We start from the raw sequence: 17,909 nt of genomic DNA on the forward strand, positions 1-17,909 counted from the left end.
CGTCGGCACATTGTTTAAAGACGGAAATCTGCTTTGAAAATAAAACGATTTTTTGCCAAAGATATGAAAACCGCGCTGCTGCAGATCAAAGAAGAGCTGGGTGTGGATGCGGTGATCATGTCCAATAAAAAAGTCGCAGGTGGCGTCGAAATTGTGGCGGCCGTTGATGGTGATACCGCGCCTGCGCCTGCTCAACTTTACAGCTCGCAGCCTCGACCTGCGTATAACCAAGTTTCACCCTCGATCGCGGCGACCAAAAATCGAGAATTAGCCGATGATCGGGTCAGTCTACAGTCGAGCGCCGATAATGGTCGTTCGATGACACGTCGTTTTGCCAATATGCTTAAGCAATACAGCCAAGGTGCCAGCGATGAGCCAGCGCACCGTGCCGAAAATGAAGATTCACTTTCAGCTTTGCTCAAACGTCAGTCAGACAATCGTGCACCGCAGGCAAGACGTTTAACCGATCGCCAACGTCCAGAGTCTGCGCTCAGTCAATTATTGCAAGATGATACTAGTACTCGCCATAAGCCACGTCTCGATCCGACACGTTATGATCGCAATACCGCTCCGGAGCCGAGCGTAGCCGCCAGTGAACTAGAGTCGATGCGTGAAGAGATGAACTCGATCCGTCGCCTGCTTGAGCATCAAGTTTCCGGATTAATGTGGCAAGAAGTAGAGCGCCGTGAACCGCTACGCGCGATGTTAATCAAGCGCTTAGAGCGGATGGGAGTCTCGTTGGAAATGGCGGATCAACTAGCGTGTTATATTCCAGAAGATACCCCGCCGCCGAAAGCGTGGAAGGCGTTACTGGGTTTGGTCTCGGATCAAATTCCAGTTGTTAAACATGACATTCTCAAACGCGGTGGTGTGGTGGCTCTGCTTGGGCCGACTGGGGTGGGGAAAACCACCACCGTCGCCAAATTAGCGGCACGCGCTGCGATGGAATTTGGCTCAGACAATGTCGCATTGGTCACCACCGATACCTATCGGATCGGTGCTCATGAACAATTGTCGATTTATGGCCGAATTATGGGTTGTCCGGTAAGAGTTGCTAAAGATTCCAACGAGTTAGCCGATATTATTTATCAACTACGTAATCGACACTTAATTTTGGTCGATACTGCAGGGATGGGGCAGCGTGATGTTCGCTTATCCGAGCAGCTTGATACCTTAATGCAAGAAAGCGGAGAAATTATTCATAGCTACCTTGTATTACCTGCGACAGCACAGCGTAAAGTGCTGCAAGAAACCATAGAGCATTTCAGAAGGATACCGCTTTCTGGGTGCATTATGACCAAACTCGATGAGTGCCTCAGTTTAGGGGAATTTGTCAGTGTCGTTGTACAAAATGCGTTGCCCGTTGCATATATCGCAAATGGACAACGAGTGCCCGAAGATATTGTAATCGCACAACCCAAATACATGGTCGTAAAGGCAAACGAATTGCTAGAGAAGTCGACTGAAGATGAACCTCATTACTGGACCAGTGATGCAGAGAGATTCTAGGTGGCGGACAGGTATGACAAATAAAATGATATATGACCAAGCAAGCGGCCTACGCCGTTTAACACAACCCTCGGTGACGAAAGTGATTGCCGTCACCGGTGGTAAAGGTGGTGTAGGAAAATCGAATGTCACCCTAGGCATGGCTATTTGCATGGCCAAACAAGGCAAAAAAGTGATGGTGCTCGACGCCGACTTAGGCTTAGCCAATATTGACGTCATGCTCGGGATCCGACCTAAACGTAACTTAGGCCATGTTCTTGCCGGTGAATGTGAACTTAAAGATGCGATCGTTGATGGTCCGCATGGTATTCGCATCATCCCTGCGACATCGGGTACTCAATCGATGACCGAATTGTCTCATGCGCAGCATGTTGGATTAATCCGTGCTTTTGGTTCGCTAGAAGATGAGATGGATATCCTGCTGATTGATACTGCGGCTGGCATTTCGGATATGGTGGTGAGCTTTTCACGTGCCGCACAAGATGTAGTGGTGGTGGTGTGTGATGAACCGACATCCATCACCGATGCTTATGCACTGATCAAACTGCTCAGTAAAGAGCATCAAGTACAACGGTTTAAAATCGTCGCCAACATGGTGAGAAGCTATCGAGAAGGCCGAGAATTGTTCGCTAAGTTAACCTTAGTCACAGAACGGTTTTTAAATGTGAGCTTAGAACTTGTCGCCTGCATCCCTCTCGACGACAATGTGCGGCAAGCGGTTAAACGGCAAAAGATCGTAGTGGATGCGTATCCTCGTTCGCCTGCGGCGCTGGCGATAAGCTCATTGGCAAGCAAAGCGTTAACTTGGCCGATACCTCGTACCCCAAGTGGACACTTAGAGTTTTTCGTAGAACGCTTACTTAATCGGCCTGACATTATTGTAGGGGAGCCTTTTGGTGAATAAAGCGCTTACATACGATCAATACGGAAATCTAAATAGTCAGCAGCTATTTATTGAGAAGTATTCGGTATTGGTTAAGCGTATCGCCCATCATTTAATTGGTCGTTTACCTCCGAGTGTGCTGATTGAAGACCTGATACAAGCAGGAATGGTTGGCTTACTTGAGGCACAAAAGAATTATGATGGAAGCAAAGGTGCCAGTTTTGAAACCTATGCTGGAATTCGGATCCGTGGGGCGATGCTCGACGATATCCGACGTGGTGACTGGGTTCCGCGATCGGTACATAAAAACAATCGGGAAATCAGTCAAGCGATAGCGGTGCTCGAAGGAGAGCTTAATCGTGATCCAACCGATGCCGAAGTGGCCAAATTTTTAGAGATGTCGCTAGAGCAGTATCACAGCGCACTGATGGACATTAATTGTTCACGGATTGTTGGGATAGAAGATCTCGGCATTTCGGATGATGCCATTTCACCGTTTGAAGAGGGAGATGAAAATTCTCCATTTCAGGGCGTTGCTGAACAATCTTTCCGCAAAGCACTGGTTGAATCAATAAAATCACTACCAGAGCGTGAAGCGTTAGTGCTTTCGCTCTATTATGATGAAGAACTAAATTTAAAAGAAATTGGTGAGGTACTTGGGGTTAGTGAATCTCGCGTTAGCCAAATACTCAGCCAAGCAATACAGCGACTAAGAACCAAGTTAAGTTCTTGGACTCGGAATGATTAAATATCACTGATTTCAAACTCAGTGGAGGCAATTTTGAATAAAAACATGAAGATCCTTATTGTTGATGACTTTTCAACAATGCGCCGAATCGTTAAAAACCTACTTCGAGATCTAGGATTCAACAATACGCAGGAAGCGGATGATGGCTTAACTGCATTGCCAATGCTCAAGAAAGGTGACTTTGACTTTGTCGTGACTGACTGGAACATGCCAGGAATGCAAGGCATTGATCTACTTAGAAACATTCGTGCTGACGAACAATTAAAGCACCTGCCTGTACTGATGATCACCGCAGAAGCGAAACGTGAGCAAATCATTGAAGCCGCTCAAGCTGGTGTCAATGGTTACATTGTAAAACCATTCACCGCAGCCACGCTGAAAGAGAAGCTAGAGAAAATTTTTGAGCGTTTATAAGGCGTTTACAGTAGCAAACAACGCTCTACCGACAGGCGTACAAGGCTGATTCAGGATGATTGCATTAGAACAGGCTAAACAACTCGTGCAACTTTTAGAACAGGGCCAGCAAGACGAAGCGAATCGCTTGCTGACCTATGTTTATGAGTCTGCGAGCAATCCTATGTTCAACGAGATAGGGATGTTGACACGGGATTTACATGAATCGTTGAAAAATTTTCATATTGATGAACGCTTCAATCAAATCGCGACCGATGAAATTCCGGACGCGCGGGAAAGATTGCACTACGTGATGCAGAAAACGGAAGTGGCAGCCAATAAAACGATGGATGCGGTAGATCGGTGTATGCCGATTGCTGACCAGTTACATGAAAGTTTGTTGCAGATCCGCCCGGAATGGAATCGTTTGATGAAGGGACAAATTGAACTGGTCAGTTTTAAATCACTGTGCCATCGAATTGATGACATGTTGTCACAAGTTGAAGGTGACAGTAGCCAGTTACGTGGAGAATTGACGGAAATTTTGCTGGCGCAAGATTTTCAGGATTTAACCGGACAGATCATCAAGCGCGTGATCAACTTAGTCAATGAAGTTGAAAGCCGTTTGATTGAGATCTTAATGGTATTTGGCGCCACACAACAAGAAGAGCCAGCCGATAAGCCGACCATAGCATCAACCGCCGTCGAGGGACCAATCATGAATCCTCATGAAAGAATTGATGCTGTCTCATCGCAAGACGAAGTTGACGATTTGTTATCGAGTCTTGGATTTTAGGGGTACCTATGAGCTACGAATTAGACGAAGACATTCTGCAGGACTTTCTGGTGGAAGCCGGCGAAATTTTGGAGTTGCTTTCCGAGCAACTGGTTGAACTGGAAAATAATCCTGAAGATCGCGATCTATTGAATGCCATATTCCGTGGTTTTCATACCGTAAAAGGTGGGGCTGGTTTCTTAGCATTATCCGAGCTGGTGGAGACCTGCCACGGTGCTGAAAACGTGTTTGACATCCTGCGTAATGGTCAGCGACACGTTTCTCCAAGTTTGATGGATACCATGCTCAAAGCATTGGATACCGTCAATGAGCAGTTCCGTGCGGTACAAGATGGCGAATCGCTGCAAAGCGCGGATCCAGCGTTGCTGGATGAACTGCACCGTTTAAGCAAACCAGCAAGCGATGATGAAACCGAATCACATGAGGTGGAACTCGCGGCAGAGCCGGTAGTCGAGGCTGTTGCTGAGGTCGTTGTCGAGACTGAAGCGATCATTGAGGCACCAGTGTCGAATAATGACAGCGTGGTTCATCAGGGCTCGATCGACGATATTACCGATGATGAGTTTGAAAAGCTGTTGGATGAGCTACACGGTAAAGGTAAAGCACCGGGAACGGAGCAAAATAACGCTGCGGTGCCGACTCCATCAGTCCCTCATGCTGATATCGGTGGCGATATCACCGATGACGAGTTCGAAAAATTACTGGATCAGTTGCATGGCGTGGGTAAAGGACCATCGATTGAATCTTTGGCTTCATCACCGGCCAGCGTCTCTACCCATACTGAAAAACCTGCTGCGGCAGCGAAGATCAGCATGGGTGGCGATGATTTAATGACTGATGATGAGTTTGAGCGACTGCTCGATGAGCTGCATGGTTCCGGTAAAGGACCGTCAGTCGAAGAGCTCGATATGGCAACGCGTTCTGTGGCGGAATCTGCCCACTCATCGACAGCTCAAACCTTGGTTAGTCAAGCTACAGATAAACCTAGTCCAGTTGTCGCGGCTCCAGTGGCTAAACCGATGACCGTGCAAAAACCTGCCGCAAAAGCACCCGTTGCTGCGCTAAAAGAGGCGGATGAGTCTCGTGAAGTTGCCGCAACCGGCGGGGCGAAAAAAGCCCAAGCTGAATCGACCGTTCGGGTTGATACCTCAACCCTCGATACCATTATGAATATGGTGGGTGAGTTAGTATTGGTGCGTAACCGTCTGCTGAGTCTTGGCCTGAACAGCAATGATGAAGAGATGTCAAAAGCGGTGGCCAACCTTGATGTTGTGACGGCTGATTTGCAAGGTGCGGTAATGAAAACCCGCATGCAGCCAATCAAAAAAGTGTTTGGACGTTTCCCCCGCGTGGTACGTGATTTAGCTCGTAGCCTAAATAAAGAAATTGATCTTGAGCTGCGTGGCGAAGATACCGATTTAGATAAAAATCTGGTTGAAGCTCTGGCTGATCCGCTCATTCACTTGGTGCGTAACTCGGTCGATCACGGTATTGAAATGCCCGATGAGCGTGCCAAAAATGGCAAAGCACGTACTGGTAAAGTGATCCTTTCTGCTTCTCAGGAAGGCGATCATATCGAATTGGCTATCGTGGATGATGGCGCGGGGATGGATCCGGATAAACTGCGTGCTATCGCGGTAAAACGAAGCGTGATGGATGAAGATGCAGCCGCGCGTTTAACCGATAAAGAGTGCTTCAATCTGATCTTTATGCCGGGCTTCTCAAGCAAGGAAAAAATCTCCGATATTTCAGGCCGTGGGGTTGGCATGGACGTGGTGAAAACCGCGATCAATACCCTGAATGGCTCGATCGATATTGATTCTAGCATTGGTAAAGGCACCAAAATTACCATCAAAGTGCCATTGACACTCGCCATCTTGCCGACCTTGATGGTTGGTGTCGCTGGCCATCCATTTGCCTTGCCTCTGGCGAGTGTTAATGAAATTTTCCATTTAGATCTGCGCCGGACCAACGTTGTTGATGGTCAACTGACCATCATTGTGCGCGAAAAATCAATTCCGCTATTCTATTTGCAAAACTGGCTTGCACCGAAACAAGGTAAAGCACAACTGCGCCAAGGTCATGGCCATGTGGTGATTGTCCAAATTGGTAGCCAGCGGATTGGTTTAGTGGTTGATACCTTAATCGGTCAAGAAGAAGTGGTGATCAAACCGCTTGATAAGCTGTTACAGGGGACTCCTGGTATGTCTGGAGCCACCATCACCAGTGATGGCCATATCGCGTTGATTTTGGATGTGCCGGATCTGCTTAAGCAGTATGCGGCGGCTTCTCGGATCTGATTAGCAGTATAACGATAAGGATAAACATGGCGATTAAAGTATTAGTGGTTGATGATTCGAGCTTTTTCCGTCGACGGGTGAGTGAAATCATCAACGCTGAATCGCGTTTAGAAGTCATTGATGTTGCTGTAAATGGCAAAGAAGCGGTCGAAAAGGCCGCTCGACTCAAGCCTGATGTGATCACGATGGATATTGAAATGCCGGTGATGGATGGTATTTCTGCGGTCCGTGAAATTATGGCCAGCAATCCTGTACCGATTTTGATGTTCTCTTCTCTGACCCATGATGGCGCTAAAGCAACATTAGATGCGTTAGATGCCGGAGCGTTAGATTTTTTACCCAAAAAATTTGAAGATATTGCACGCAACCGTGATGAAGCGGTCACGCTACTTCAACAGCGCGTGCTCTCGATCGCCTCGAAAAAAATCTTTTTACGTCGTCCGACGATCACTCGGCCAGCGTCATCTAGTTCGCTGAGTACTCCGTTAGCACAAGATCGCACGGTATCGAGCACGCCACTAAACAGCCGTAGTGTACCCGCTGCCTCGACCACACGTTTTAAAGCTTCCGGTAAAAAATATCAGCTCACCGCGATTGGCACCTCAACCGGTGGCCCGGTGGCATTACAGAAAATTTTGACCAAATTACCGGCCAATTATCCCCACCCGATTGTGCTGATCCAACATATGCCAGCCACGTTTACCGCAGCGTTTGCTAGCCGTCTTAACTCGCTGTGTAAGATTGAAGTCAAAGAAGCTGAAGACGGTGATATTCTGCGCCCTGGTGTTGCTTATTTGGCTCCTGGTGGCAAGCAAATGATGTTGGATGGACGTTTAGGTAGTGCGCGGCTGCGCATTATTGACGGTGGTGACCGCATGAATTACAAACCTTGTGTGGATGTCACCTTTGGCTCTGCCGCTAAAATCTTTGCCGACAAAGTATTATCTATGGTGTTGACTGGCATGGGCGCAGATGGCCGTGAAGGTGCGCGGATGCTGAAAGAGGCTGGCGCAACGATTTGGGCTCAAGATGAAGAGAGCTGTGTGGTGTATGGTATGCCACAAGCGGTGGCTAAGGCTGGCATCTCATCTGAAGATCTGCCATTGGATAGAATCGCAGAGCGCATGTTGGTAGAAGTCGGGCTCGCATAAGGAATCGCCATGATCGTTTGGAGTGTCGCAAACCAAAAAGGTGGGGTTGGAAAAACCACCACTACGATTACTCTGGCAGGCTTGTTAAGCCAGCAGGGTAAGCGTGTTTTGCTGGTGGATACTGACCCGCACGCTTCGCTGACCACCTATTTGGGCTATGACTCAGATGGGGTTCCTGCGAGCTTATTCGACCTGTTTCAGTTAGCGGAATACAATGAGGCGACGGTGCGGCCTTTAATCTTAAAGACCGATATTCAAGGGATTGACCTTATCCCGGCGCATATGTCATTGGCCACTCTCGATCGGGTGATGGGCAATCGTAGTGGTATGGGGTTGATCCTAAAGCGTGCTTTGTTGGCGCTGCGCCATGCGTACGATTATGTGCTGATCGATTGTCCACCGATCCTTGGTGTGATGATGGTCAATGCATTGGCCGCCAGTGATCGGATTTTGATCCCAGTGCAGACCGAATTTCTGGCCATGAAAGGCTTAGAGCGCATGGTGCGTACGCTGGCGATTATGCAAAAATCGCGTAGCCGTGAATTTAAAGTCACTATCGTTCCCACCATGTACGATAAGCGGACTCGAGCGTCGCTACACACATTAAATCAGTTGAAAAAGGATTATCCAGCTCAAGTCTGGACCTCTGCCGTACCGATTGATACTAAGTTTCGCGATGCCAGTTTACAACGTCTGCCGGCTTCTCATTTTGCCGAAAGCAGTCGCGGTGTATTCGCCTATAAGCAGCTACTGCTGTTTTTAGAGAGGCTCGCTATCGATGAGTAATGCCTTGATCTCAAGCGAACAAGCGCTGAATGATTACTTCAGCGCATTATTGGATGAAGAGACAGCCGATAGTGAGTTAACTCAAATTGTACCACCTGCTGATTTGGTACCGGCTCCTGTCGTCCAGCCTGTGTTCAATCCTCGCTACTTGGATGCCGAGTTGGAAGAACTCGAACTGCCCAACTTAGATGATGTACAGCGCTTGCTAAGCCAGTTGGAAACGAGTAACCCTATCGCAGACTTGGATCTTGAGCCGATTTTTGCTGAGAATACCGCCAAAATTGTGCGAGTGGAGCCTAAGCTCGAATCAGCCACAGTGCAGGAAGAGCTCCAAGAGTGGGAGATTGAAAATAGTGATCCAGAGATCACGCTTACTGAAACTTTAGCGCTGGCGGAGAGTGAAGTAGAACCAACGATCCCTTTGGTGGAAGAAGTGGAAGTGGTGGCTGAGCCGGTGAGCGTGGCCGCCGTAGAACCAGAAACTCAAGCGGGCTCGGCTCAACTCGGAACCTGGAACAACACCATCCGTACCAGTGATTTTCAAGTGCTCTATTTTGATGTGAATGGTGTCACGTTTGCGGTACCACTAGAGGAATTAGGCGGAATTCATCGTATGGCAAGCCTGAATCACTTAATTGGTCGCCCCGCTTGGTATTTGGGGTTGCAAACCAATCGTGATGCCCAACTTGATGTGGTGGATACTGCGAAGTGGGTTATGGCTGAGAAGCTGCATGATGATAGTTACAAACAAGCTTATCAGTATATTGTGATGTTAGGTGAGAGTGCGTGGGGATTGGCCAGCACTCAGCTGCTGGGCACAGAATTACTCAGTAGTGACAAAGTACGCTGGCGTGAACAGGTAGGTAAACGACCTTGGCTAGCGGGTATGGTTAAACAAAAAATGTGCGCTTTAATCCATGTGCAAGCATTGATCGCGATGCTCAATGCTGGGCTCGATGTCAAAGCACTGGAAAACTAATGTACTGGAAAACTAATATATTGAGAGTCGGCAACGACTTAGAGAGGGAAAAGTATGTCTCAGGCGAATGAAGTGAAACTCAGAAAAGACAAGTCGAACGATGAAGTACTTCAATGGGTAACGTTCCAATTGGAAGAAGAAACCTACGGCATTAACGTAATGCAGGTTCGTGAAGTGTTGCGCTATACAGAAATTGCGCCAGTACCAGGAGCGCCTGATTATGTATTAGGTATTATCAACTTACGTGGCAATGTTGTGACCGTGATTGATACCCGTTCACGCTTTGGTTTGATGCAAGGTGAAATCACCGACAACACGCGGATCATTGTGATTGAGTCTGAACGCCAAGTGATTGGTATTTTGGTTGATAGCGTGGCCGAAGTGGTTTACTTGCGTTCATCTGAAATTGATTCAACCCCAAGTGTTGGCACTGATGAAAGCTCTAAATTCATTCAAGGGGTGAGCAACCGTGATGGTAAGTTGTTGATCTTGGTCGATCTGAATAAGTTTCTCAGCGATGAAGAATGGGACGACATGGCTCACCTATAATGGCTGACTTAACGTGGTTAACACCTTCTGTCTTGGCAGGAGGTGTGGTAGCGATCTTGCTTGGCATCATTTTGATTGGATGGCGCTTCAAGTTTGCTTTGCGTCGGCAAAGCGAATCTTTTCGTCAGCAGATCCGTCAGCTGGATAAAGAGTTGCAAAAGTCCAACCGACAGTTACTGGAAGTTCGTTCGGCTATGGTCGGTTTAGGCCAAAAAGTCAGTGAGCAACAAGATGTGATCCGCCATTTAAATGACCGGTTACTGGAGCAAGAAAATACCGACGCAGACGCGCGTCTGTATACCCGAGCCAGTAAAATGGTGCAATTGGGCGCCGATCTCAATGAACTGATCCAAGAGTGTGAACTGCCCAAAGCCGAAGCTGAGCTGATGATGTCGCTGCAAAATAAGTTGACGGGTAAAGAGACGATCCCGCCTTTAGCGAGTCATCCGGAAGGTCGTACCCATAAGGTGAGATCTTAAGTGCCGTTTGGTGAGTGATTGCAACAAGTGTCGATGGTTGAAGGAAGCGCAAGCTTCCTTTTTTTATTGCTGCGTAGTATGAAATAAAAGCATACCGATAAATGATTAGCCAGCTAACCATAAAGGGTTATTTGCCGACAAGATCTGCGAAGTTTTAATAGTTTCTTACCTAGTTTCGTGATGGACAAGCCGCTTAGCGGCTTTAGTCTGCCTCTTGCTGTGGTAATATAACCGCCCCCTAATCTGTGTGTGGATAAGCATGTTACAAGTTAAAAATCTTACCGCGATCCGTGATGAGCGGACTTTATTTGAAGCACTCAGTTTTGAGATTGGGGCGGGTGAATTAGTCCAAATTGAAGGGCGTAATGGCACCGGTAAAACCACATTATTGCGCATTATTGCTGGCCTAGCGGAGTGCGAGTCTGGTGATATTCTCTGGCAGCAGCGCCGGATCCAAGCCGATCGTGAAAGCTACCATCAAGATTTGTTGTTTCTAGGCCATCAAACGGGCATCAAGCGTGAACTTACTGCATTAGAAAATTTGCGTTTTTACTTAGCGGTACATCAGCAAAGTTGTGAGCAATCAGCTATTTTTGAAGCATTGGCTAAAGTGGGTATGGCGGGGCTAGAAGATGTGCCAGTGGCACAACTTTCCGCAGGCCAACAGCGTCGAGTGGCACTGGCGAGATTGTGGTTAAGCCAAAAAACATTGTGGATTCTCGATGAGCCATTGACCGCGATTGATAAACAGGGCGTTAAAGTTCTCGAAGCGCTATTTTTAGCTCATGCTGAGCAAGGAGGGATTGTGATCCTAACCACCCATCAGGATATGTTTGCCGACAATCCTAAACTGCGCAAAATTCGCCTTGGTGGTGAACGGTTATGATGGCGGCTTTTACTCAGTTTATCCGTCGTGAATTGCTGATTGCCTTGCGCCGTCAAGCCGATGTGTTTAATCCGCTGTGGTTTTTTATCATAGTGATCACGCTGTTTCCGTTAAGTGTTGGCCCTGAGCCTGCGTTATTGGCGCGCATTGCACCTGGTATCGTCTGGGTGGCGGCATTATTAGCCGCCTTACTTTCGTTAGAGCGGCTGTTTCGTGATGATTTTCAAGATGGCGCTTTAGAGCAGGCCATGCTGACGCCGCTACCGCTCGCGATGGTGGTACTGGCTAAGGTGGTGGCACACTGGTTATTGACCGGATTACCGCTGATTTTGCTCAGTCCATTACTGGCAATTTTACTCGCGTTTGATAGCACAACTTGGTTAGCCGTAGTGTTAACGCTGTTACTCGGGACTCCAACCTTAAGTTTTATTGGCGCGATTGGCGTGGCGTTAACCGTAGGCCTGCCCAAAGGTGGTGTGCTATTGAGTCTGCTGGTGCTGCCACTATTTATTCCCGTGCTGATCTTTGCGACGTCAGCCATCGATGCGGCCAACCTCGGTATGGCATATAACGGGCAACTGGCCATTTTAGGCGCGATGCTGGTCGGGTCGATGACATTGACTCCGTTAGCGATCAGTGCGGCACTGCGCGTGAGTGTGCAGTAATGTGCTCGAACTTACGCAGCCTGCGTGAGATTTAAATTCAAAATTTATTTATATATCAACGATATTTCAATCAAAAATTAAAGTGAGATCAACATGTGGAAATGGCTTCATCCCTATGCCAAACCAGACGTCGCTTATCAACTGTGTGGTAAGTTGCTGCCTTGGTTTGCCAGCCTAGGATTTGTGTTGCTCGCGCTAGGGACAGTGCTTGGCTTAGCTTATGCGCCCGCCGATTATCAGCAAGGTGACAGTTTTCGGATCATCTATATCCATGTACCAGCCGCAATCTGGTCGATGGGGGTATATATGTCGATGGCCATTGCTGCCTTTATCGGCATTGTTTGGCAGATCCGCTTGGCGGATATGGCCGCTTTAGCGATGGCGCCGATCGGTGCGCTATATACCTTTATTGCCCTGATCACCGGGGCAATTTGGGGCAAACCGATGTGGGGTGCTTGGTGGGTGTGGGATGCTCGCTTAACCTCGGAACTGGTATTGTTGTTCCTCTATTTAGGTGTGATTGCGCTTTATCATGCATTTGATGATCAAAAGACCGCGGCCAAAGCCGCCGGTATCTTGGCGATCGTCGGAGTGATTAACTTACCGATTATCCATTTCTCGGTTGAGTGGTGGAATACCTTACATCAAGGAGCCACCATCACTAAATTGGCGAAACCTTCGATTGCACCGCAGATGTTATGGCCATTGCTGGCTTGTATCTTCGGTTTTGGTCTGTTTTTTGCGGCGTTAACCATGATCCGTCTGCGCAATGAAATTGTGAGTCGGGAAAGTCACCGACCTTGGGTTAGTGAGTTGGCCAATCAATCTCTACGAGGCAAGCAGTAATGCATTTTCAATCTTTCAGCGATTTTTTAGCGATGGGCGGGTATGCCAGCTATGTCTGGAGCGCATTTGGTTTGACCTATCTCTCAATGGCGGTGTTGTGGGTGGCCAGCGTTAGACGCAAGCAGCAGCTACTGGCTGAGGTGCGCAATAAACTTGAGCGGCAAGCGCGTATCGATGCCGCAAAACAGAGTGAGAACACACTATGAACCCAAGACGTAAAAAGCGGCTCGCTGTGGTGTTAGCCATCTTGTTTGGTTTAAGTACCACCGTGGGATTAATTATCTATGCGCTGAACCAGAATATGGATCTGTTCTATACCCCAACCGAGCTAGTGTATGGCAAAGAAGGGAAAAAACCCGAAATTGGTCAACGGTTGCGTATTGGCGGCATGGTGGTTGAAGGTTCTGTCAAGCGCGATGCAAGTTCGTTACAAGTGAGTTTTGATCTACACGATGTAGGGCCAAGTATCACTGTGACCTATGATGGCATTTTGCCGGATTTATTCCGCGAAGGTCAGGGCATTGTTGCACAAGGGATCTTAGTTGAGCCGACGCGGATTGAGGCGTTCGAAGTGCTGGCCAAGCATGATGAGAACTACATGCCACCAGAAGTTGCAGAAGCGATGCAAAAAACTCATGCACCGTTACAGTACACGGAACAACAACAAGGAAGCGCTCAATGATTGCGGAAATTGGCCATTTTGCACTTATCCTGGCATTAGCATTAGCGGTTTTACTGAGTGGATTGCCGCTACTCGGTGCCTCACGCAATAACACAATACTGATTAACACTGCACGCCCTTTGTCCTGGGGTATGTTCTGCATGTTATTGGTTTCTTTTGTAATTTTGCTATGGGCATTCTACAGCAATGATTTTACTGTGCAGTATGTGGCCAGTAATTCCAATAGTGAATTGCCTTGGTACTACCGGTTAACCGCAGTATGGGGGGCCCATGAAGGTTCGCTATTGCTTTGGGTGTTAATCCAAGCGGGCTGGACGGTGGCGGTAGCCAGTTTTAGCCGTGGTATGCCACAAGAGTCGGTAGCCCGAGTGCTGGCGGTGATGGGGATGATCACGGTTGGATTTTTGCTGTTTATCATTGTTACCTCCAATCCTTTCTTACGCACTTTGCCTTATTTTCCCATTGATGGGCGTGATTTAAACCCATTATTGCAAGATCCTGGTTTAATCATTCACCCTCCGATGCTGTACATGGGCTACGTCGGTTTTTCGGTCGCTTTTTCATTTGCGATTGCCTCGCTGATGACCGGTCGGCTTGATACCACTTGGGCACGTTGGTCGCGGCCTTGGACAATTGCCGCATGGCTGTTTTTAACACTAGGCATCGTATTGGGTTCTTGGTGGGCTTACTACGAACTCGGTTGGGGCGGCTGGTGGTTCTGGGATCCGGTTGAAAACGCATCATTTATGCCTTGGTTGGCCGGTACTGCGTTAATGCATTCGCTCGCGGTGACGGAAAAACGTGGCATATTTAAGGCGTGGACGGTATTACTGGCGATATCTGCTTTCTCATTGAGCTTGCTCGGCACTTTTTTAGTGCGCTCGGGTATTTTGGTCTCGGTTCATGCGTTTGCCTCCGATCCGGCGCGCGGTATGTTTATTCTTGGCTTTTTGATCGCCGTGATTGGTGGTTCATTACTGTTATTCGCGATCAAGGGTGCTGCGGTGCGAGTGCGGGGTAACTTCGACCTTGTGTCGCGTGAAAATGGCCTACTGGTGAATAACATATTGTTAATGACCGGGTTAGCCGTGGTATTGATTGGCACTCTACTGCCTTTGGTGCATAAACAGCTTGGCCTTGGTTCGGTCTCGATTGGTGCCCCTTTCTTTAACATGCTATTTGCTTGGTTAATGATCCCATTTGCGTTTTTTATGGGTATTGGTCCGCTGATCCGCTGGAAGCGAGATCAATTCTCAAGCTTAGTCAAACCTATGCTGATCAGTGCATCTGCCGCATTGACGCTGTCGGGGCTGATGATGTGGCTCAATGCTACCTCTTTTAGCTTGATGGCCTATCTTGGCTGGGTGATGGCGTGGTGGATTTTACTGCTGCATGGTTATGAACTGTATACACGAGCTACCCACCGGCATAGTTTTATCCGAGGGATCAGTAAGTTGCCGCGTAGCCACTGGGCGATGCTGCTCGGACATGCTGGATTGGCCGTCTCGATTATCGGTATTGCGATGGTACAAAATTACAGTATTGAGCGTGATGTACGTTTAGCGCCAGGCGAGAATTTCGTGCTTAACCAGTATGACTTTTATTTCCAAGCGGTGCGCGATAACGATGGCCCGAACTACGACGGCTATATTGCGGAGTTTGAAATCACTCGCCAAGGCCAATACATCAATACCTTACATGCGGAAAAACGTTTCTACCGTACCGCTAAATCAATGATGACCGAAGCGGCGATCGACCGCGGTATCACGCGTGATCTCTATATTGCGCTAGGTGAGCGTTTAGATGACAACCGTTCTTGGGCGGTACGGATTTATTATAAACCGTACGTTCGCTGGGTTTGGGCGGGCGGTTTGCTGATGGCGCTGGCTGGAATATTGGCAATTAGTGACAAACGCTACCGTTTTAGAAAGCACCTATCGCCGGAGGTTTAAGTGAATAAGAAAATTTTATTTATCCCACTCATCGCATTTTTATTACTGGCTGGAGTGTTTGCAACTCAGTTAGTCAGAAATTCCGACGGCGATGATCCGACCAAGTTGGAATCGGTGCTGGTTGGAAAAAGTGTGCCGGAATTTCGGCTTGAAGATTTAGCTGCACCGGGCAAGTTATATGATCAATCGATCTTTACCGGTGAGCCGCTACTGTTAAACGTATGGGCGACCTGGTGCCCGACTTGCTATGCCGAGCATCAATACCTCAACCAGCTTGCTGAGCAGGGGGTGAAAATCATTGGTCTTAACTATAAAGATCAACGCGATAAAGCGACCCAATGGCTGAATCAATTAGGCAATCCTTATCTGATCAGCTTGTTTGATGGCAATGGTATGCTGGGGTTGGATCTGGGGGTGTATGGCGCACCAGAGACTTTCCTGATTGATGCTCAGGGGGTGATCCGTTATCGCCATGTTGGTGATGTCAATGCGCGTAATTGGCAAACCACCTTAGCTCCTCTTTATGCTCAGTTACTGGCGGAGGCGAAACAATGAAGCAGTGGTGGGTTGCGGCTTGTGTCGCCATGCTGGTATCGCTTTCTGCTCTAGCGACCATCGAAGTGTATGATTTTGATACCCCTGAGCAAGAAAAACAGTTTCAGGATTTAGGTGCTACTCTGCGTTGCCCTAAATGTCAAAACAACACGATTGCCGATTCGAATGCGGAGCTGGCGCAAGATCTGCGGCAAAAAGTCTATGAGATGACTAAAGAGGGTAAATCGAAAGCAGAAATCGTCGATTACATGATCGCCCGTTACGGGAATTTTGTGACCTACAATCCGCCGCTGACCATCGGCACGGCGATCCTTTGGTTAGGACCGATTGCTGTCTTAGTGATCGGTTTTGCGGTGATTGTGCTGCGTAGTCGTCGTAAAAAGCAGGATTCACTCAATGCCAGCGACTGGAGTGCAGAGCAAGAAGCACGTTTACAGGATCTGCTCACTGAAAAGCATAAGGGAGAGAAATAATCATGTGGCTGTTTTGGATTTCGACCCTATTGTTGATCGCGATTGCGGTGGCGTTTATCGTCATCCCGTTGATGCAACCCGGTGTGAATAATGATCAACTGTTGCGTGATCAACTCAATAAAGCTTTTTATAAAGACCGCTTGCAAGAGCTTGAACAAGAAACGGCAGAAGGGATTGTTTTAGATCAGCAAGAGCTGATTGCCGATTTAAAGCAAACCCTGTTAGATGATATCCCGCTACAGCAAAAGCACCAGCCAGAAAACCGAGTGGCAGTTTGGCGAGTGATTGTGCCTGCAGTTTTGGTGGTGATCGGATTAAGCTCTGCTTTATACGCACAGTTTGGTCATTATCAGCAAGTACAAGCTTGGCAACAGGTTACGGCACAACTGCCACAGTTATCGAAAAAGTTAATGGTTCCTCAAGTTGAGCTCAGCGACCAAGAGATGAATGATCTGACTTTGGCGTTACGCACTCGCTTGCATTCTCAAGCCGATGATGTGACGGGGTGGCTGTTGTTAGGGCGCATAGGCTTGGCTAATCGTGACTTGAACAGCGCTATTGGCGCAATGAAAAAAGCCTTCGCACTGGATAGTGATAATCCAGAAGTGCAATTTGGTTATGCGCAAGCGCTGATGTTATCTAATGACGCAGTGGATCAGCAAGCGGCTAAATCGATATTGCTGAAGCTGGCTCAACATGGCTATCCGGATTTGCGCGTCTACTCTTTATTGGCGTTCGATGCTTTTGAAAATAGTGATTTTGCAACCGCGATAAAATATTGGAGCTTCATGCAACAAGTGATCGAGCCCGACGATGCACGTTATGAGATGCTGACGCGCAGTATTGACAGTGCACGACAACGGATGGGACAAGACTTGGCGGCCGAGGGTCAATCGGTGAAAGTCACGATTAAGCTGGGTGCCCAGACTCAGGTTGAACCGACTGCGGTACTGATGGTATCGATCCATGCTCCAGGTTCGCCAATTCCGGTGGCTGCGGCACGTTATCCACTTGGCGAATTCCCAAGAACCGTAGTCTTGGATGATAATAACAGTATGCTTGAAGGGGCAAAATTATCCAGCCTCGAATCTTTTGTGGTACATGCCCGCCTTGACCGTGATGGTAATGTGACCACCAAAACGGGTGACTGGTATGCTGAAAGCCAAATAACCCAGCCTGGACAGCCGGTTGAGGTTATACTTGATAAGCAGTATCCATAACATTACCTGCTGAATAATAGTATCAATAAGACCGATGACCACATCGGTCTTAGTACA

General features: G+C 48.0%; 19 protein-coding genes and 2 pseudogenes. All 21 read left to right on the top strand.

Translation table 11 applies throughout. From position 1 onward, the window contains the following. Positions 1 to 33: 33 nt before the first annotated feature. The 21 genes and pseudogenes from flhF to ccmI all read left to right on the top strand — a co-directional run bounded on the left by flhF (position 34) and on the right by ccmI (position 17,852). The gene (gene flhF / locus PUN32_RS06070) at positions 34 to 1,509 is read left to right on the top strand and encodes a flagellar biosynthesis protein FlhF (RefSeq protein ID WP_274722243.1); all 1,476 of its coding nucleotides are present in this window, start codon (positions 34 to 36) and stop codon (positions 1,507 to 1,509) included. A 13-nt stretch (positions 1,510 to 1,522) separates the two neighbouring features. Next, complete coding sequence (locus PUN32_RS06075; protein ID WP_166013335.1) at positions 1,523 to 2,413, top strand: MinD/ParA family protein; 891 nt, start codon at positions 1,523 to 1,525, stop codon at positions 2,411 to 2,413. Next, complete coding sequence (locus PUN32_RS06080; RefSeq protein WP_166013334.1) at positions 2,406 to 3,140, top strand: RNA polymerase sigma factor FliA; 735 nt, start codon at positions 2,406 to 2,408, stop codon at positions 3,138 to 3,140. The genes PUN32_RS06075 and PUN32_RS06080 overlap by 8 nt, the downstream gene beginning before the upstream one ends. A 45-nt stretch (positions 3,141 to 3,185) precedes the next feature. Then, a complete protein-coding gene (gene cheY, locus PUN32_RS06085) occupies positions 3,186 to 3,554 on the top strand; it encodes a chemotaxis response regulator CheY (RefSeq protein ID WP_166014972.1) in 369 nt (122 codons plus the stop codon). A gap of 55 nt (positions 3,555 to 3,609) precedes the next feature. After that, a complete protein-coding gene (locus tag PUN32_RS06090) occupies positions 3,610 to 4,329 on the top strand; it encodes a protein phosphatase CheZ (protein WP_166013333.1) in 720 nt (239 codons plus the stop codon). Positions 4,330 to 4,337: 8 nt separating this feature from the next. Next, positions 4,338 to 5,283 (top strand): annotated as a pseudogene (locus PUN32_RS14165) (Hpt domain-containing protein); the annotation flags it as partial. An 83-nt stretch (positions 5,284 to 5,366) separates the two neighbouring features. Continuing rightward, positions 5,367 to 6,629: pseudogene (locus PUN32_RS14170) on the top strand (chemotaxis protein CheA); the annotation flags it as partial. Positions 6,630 to 6,655: 26 nt separating this feature from the next. Continuing rightward, complete coding sequence (locus PUN32_RS06100) at positions 6,656 to 7,780, top strand: protein-glutamate methylesterase/protein-glutamine glutaminase (protein ID WP_274722245.1); 1,125 nt, start codon at positions 6,656 to 6,658, stop codon at positions 7,778 to 7,780. A gap of 9 nt (positions 7,781 to 7,789) precedes the next feature. Beyond that, complete coding sequence (locus tag PUN32_RS06105) at positions 7,790 to 8,566, top strand: ParA family protein (RefSeq protein ID WP_274722246.1); 777 nt, start codon at positions 7,790 to 7,792, stop codon at positions 8,564 to 8,566. Continuing rightward, on the top strand, positions 8,559 to 9,545 hold the full coding sequence (locus PUN32_RS06110; RefSeq protein WP_274722247.1) for a chemotaxis protein CheW: 987 nt from the start codon (positions 8,559 to 8,561) through the stop codon (positions 9,543 to 9,545). Before PUN32_RS06105 ends, PUN32_RS06110 begins: the two co-directional genes overlap by 8 nt. Before the next feature lie 54 nt (positions 9,546 to 9,599). After that, positions 9,600 to 10,094 (top strand): chemotaxis protein CheW, encoded by a 495-nt coding sequence (locus PUN32_RS06115; protein WP_166013328.1) that lies wholly within the window; start codon positions 9,600 to 9,602, stop codon positions 10,092 to 10,094. Then, entirely contained in the window at positions 10,094 to 10,573 is a 480-nt protein-coding gene (locus PUN32_RS06120; RefSeq protein WP_274722248.1) for a DUF2802 domain-containing protein, read from the top strand. Before PUN32_RS06115 ends, PUN32_RS06120 begins: the two co-directional genes overlap by 1 nt. A 259-nt stretch (positions 10,574 to 10,832) precedes the next feature. Continuing rightward, positions 10,833 to 11,459 carry a cytochrome c biogenesis heme-transporting ATPase CcmA gene (ccmA, locus tag PUN32_RS06125; protein WP_274722249.1) on the top strand — a complete coding sequence of 209 codons (627 nt, stop codon included), beginning with the start codon at positions 10,833 to 10,835 and terminating at the stop codon, positions 11,457 to 11,459. Further along, the gene (ccmB, locus tag PUN32_RS06130) at positions 11,456 to 12,124 is read left to right on the top strand and encodes a heme exporter protein CcmB (protein ID WP_274722250.1); all 669 of its coding nucleotides are present in this window, start codon (positions 11,456 to 11,458) and stop codon (positions 12,122 to 12,124) included. Before ccmA ends, ccmB begins: the two co-directional genes overlap by 4 nt. A 93-nt stretch (positions 12,125 to 12,217) precedes the next feature. Further along, positions 12,218 to 12,970 (top strand): heme ABC transporter permease, encoded by a 753-nt coding sequence (locus PUN32_RS06135; protein WP_274722251.1) that lies wholly within the window; start codon positions 12,218 to 12,220, stop codon positions 12,968 to 12,970. Continuing rightward, a complete protein-coding gene (ccmD, locus tag PUN32_RS06140) occupies positions 12,970 to 13,176 on the top strand; it encodes a heme exporter protein CcmD (protein WP_166013323.1) in 207 nt (68 codons plus the stop codon). The genes PUN32_RS06135 and ccmD overlap by 1 nt, the downstream gene beginning before the upstream one ends. Continuing rightward, the gene (gene ccmE / locus PUN32_RS06145; protein WP_274722252.1) at positions 13,173 to 13,652 is read left to right on the top strand and encodes a cytochrome c maturation protein CcmE; all 480 of its coding nucleotides are present in this window, start codon (positions 13,173 to 13,175) and stop codon (positions 13,650 to 13,652) included. Before ccmD ends, ccmE begins: the two co-directional genes overlap by 4 nt. Further along, a complete protein-coding gene (locus PUN32_RS06150) occupies positions 13,649 to 15,604 on the top strand; it encodes a heme lyase CcmF/NrfE family subunit (protein WP_274722253.1) in 1,956 nt (651 codons plus the stop codon). Before ccmE ends, PUN32_RS06150 begins: the two co-directional genes overlap by 4 nt. Further along, positions 15,605 to 16,159, top strand: coding sequence for a DsbE family thiol:disulfide interchange protein (locus PUN32_RS06155; protein ID WP_274722254.1), 555 nt, complete (start codon positions 15,605 to 15,607; stop codon positions 16,157 to 16,159). It begins immediately after the preceding gene. 29 nt (positions 16,160 to 16,188) lie between these two features. After that, positions 16,189 to 16,632 carry a cytochrome c-type biogenesis protein gene (locus PUN32_RS06160; RefSeq protein WP_274722331.1) on the top strand — a complete coding sequence of 148 codons (444 nt, stop codon included), beginning with the start codon at positions 16,189 to 16,191 and terminating at the stop codon, positions 16,630 to 16,632. 2 nt (positions 16,633 to 16,634) lie between these two features. Continuing rightward, positions 16,635 to 17,852 (top strand): c-type cytochrome biogenesis protein CcmI, encoded by a 1,218-nt coding sequence (gene ccmI, locus PUN32_RS06165; RefSeq protein ID WP_274722255.1) that lies wholly within the window; start codon positions 16,635 to 16,637, stop codon positions 17,850 to 17,852. The last annotated feature ends 57 nt before the right edge of the window (positions 17,853 to 17,909 follow it).

The sequence above is a fragment of the Vibrio chanodichtyis genome (genome assembly GCF_028863985.1).
GTDB classification, from domain to species: Bacteria; Pseudomonadota; Gammaproteobacteria; order Enterobacterales; family Vibrionaceae; genus Vibrio; species Vibrio chanodichtyis.

Coding starts and splice junctions, on each gene's coding strand:
- PUN32_RS06075 (WP_166013335.1), top strand. CDS start 1,523: ATGACAAATAAAATGATATATGACCAAGCAAGCGGCCTACGCCGTTTA.
- cheY (WP_166014972.1), top strand. CDS start 3,186: ATGAAGATCCTTATTGTTGATGACTTTTCAACAATGCGCCGAATCGTT.
- PUN32_RS06090 (WP_166013333.1), top strand. CDS start 3,610: ATGATTGCATTAGAACAGGCTAAACAACTCGTGCAACTTTTAGAACAG.
- PUN32_RS06100 (WP_274722245.1), top strand. CDS start 6,656: ATGGCGATTAAAGTATTAGTGGTTGATGATTCGAGCTTTTTCCGTCGA.
- PUN32_RS06105 (WP_274722246.1), top strand. CDS start 7,790: ATGATCGTTTGGAGTGTCGCAAACCAAAAAGGTGGGGTTGGAAAAACC.
- PUN32_RS06110 (WP_274722247.1), top strand. CDS start 8,559: ATGAGTAATGCCTTGATCTCAAGCGAACAAGCGCTGAATGATTACTTC.
- PUN32_RS06115 (WP_166013328.1), top strand. CDS start 9,600: ATGTCTCAGGCGAATGAAGTGAAACTCAGAAAAGACAAGTCGAACGAT.
- PUN32_RS06120 (WP_274722248.1), top strand. CDS start 10,094: ATGGCTGACTTAACGTGGTTAACACCTTCTGTCTTGGCAGGAGGTGTG.
- ccmA (WP_274722249.1), top strand. CDS start 10,833: ATGTTACAAGTTAAAAATCTTACCGCGATCCGTGATGAGCGGACTTTA.
- ccmB (WP_274722250.1), top strand. CDS start 11,456: ATGATGGCGGCTTTTACTCAGTTTATCCGTCGTGAATTGCTGATTGCC.
- PUN32_RS06135 (WP_274722251.1), top strand. CDS start 12,218: ATGTGGAAATGGCTTCATCCCTATGCCAAACCAGACGTCGCTTATCAA.
- ccmD (WP_166013323.1), top strand. CDS start 12,970: ATGCATTTTCAATCTTTCAGCGATTTTTTAGCGATGGGCGGGTATGCC.
- ccmE (WP_274722252.1), top strand. CDS start 13,173: ATGAACCCAAGACGTAAAAAGCGGCTCGCTGTGGTGTTAGCCATCTTG.
- PUN32_RS06150 (WP_274722253.1), top strand. CDS start 13,649: ATGATTGCGGAAATTGGCCATTTTGCACTTATCCTGGCATTAGCATTA.
- PUN32_RS06160 (WP_274722331.1), top strand. CDS start 16,189: ATGCTGGTATCGCTTTCTGCTCTAGCGACCATCGAAGTGTATGATTTT.
- ccmI (WP_274722255.1), top strand. CDS start 16,635: ATGTGGCTGTTTTGGATTTCGACCCTATTGTTGATCGCGATTGCGGTG.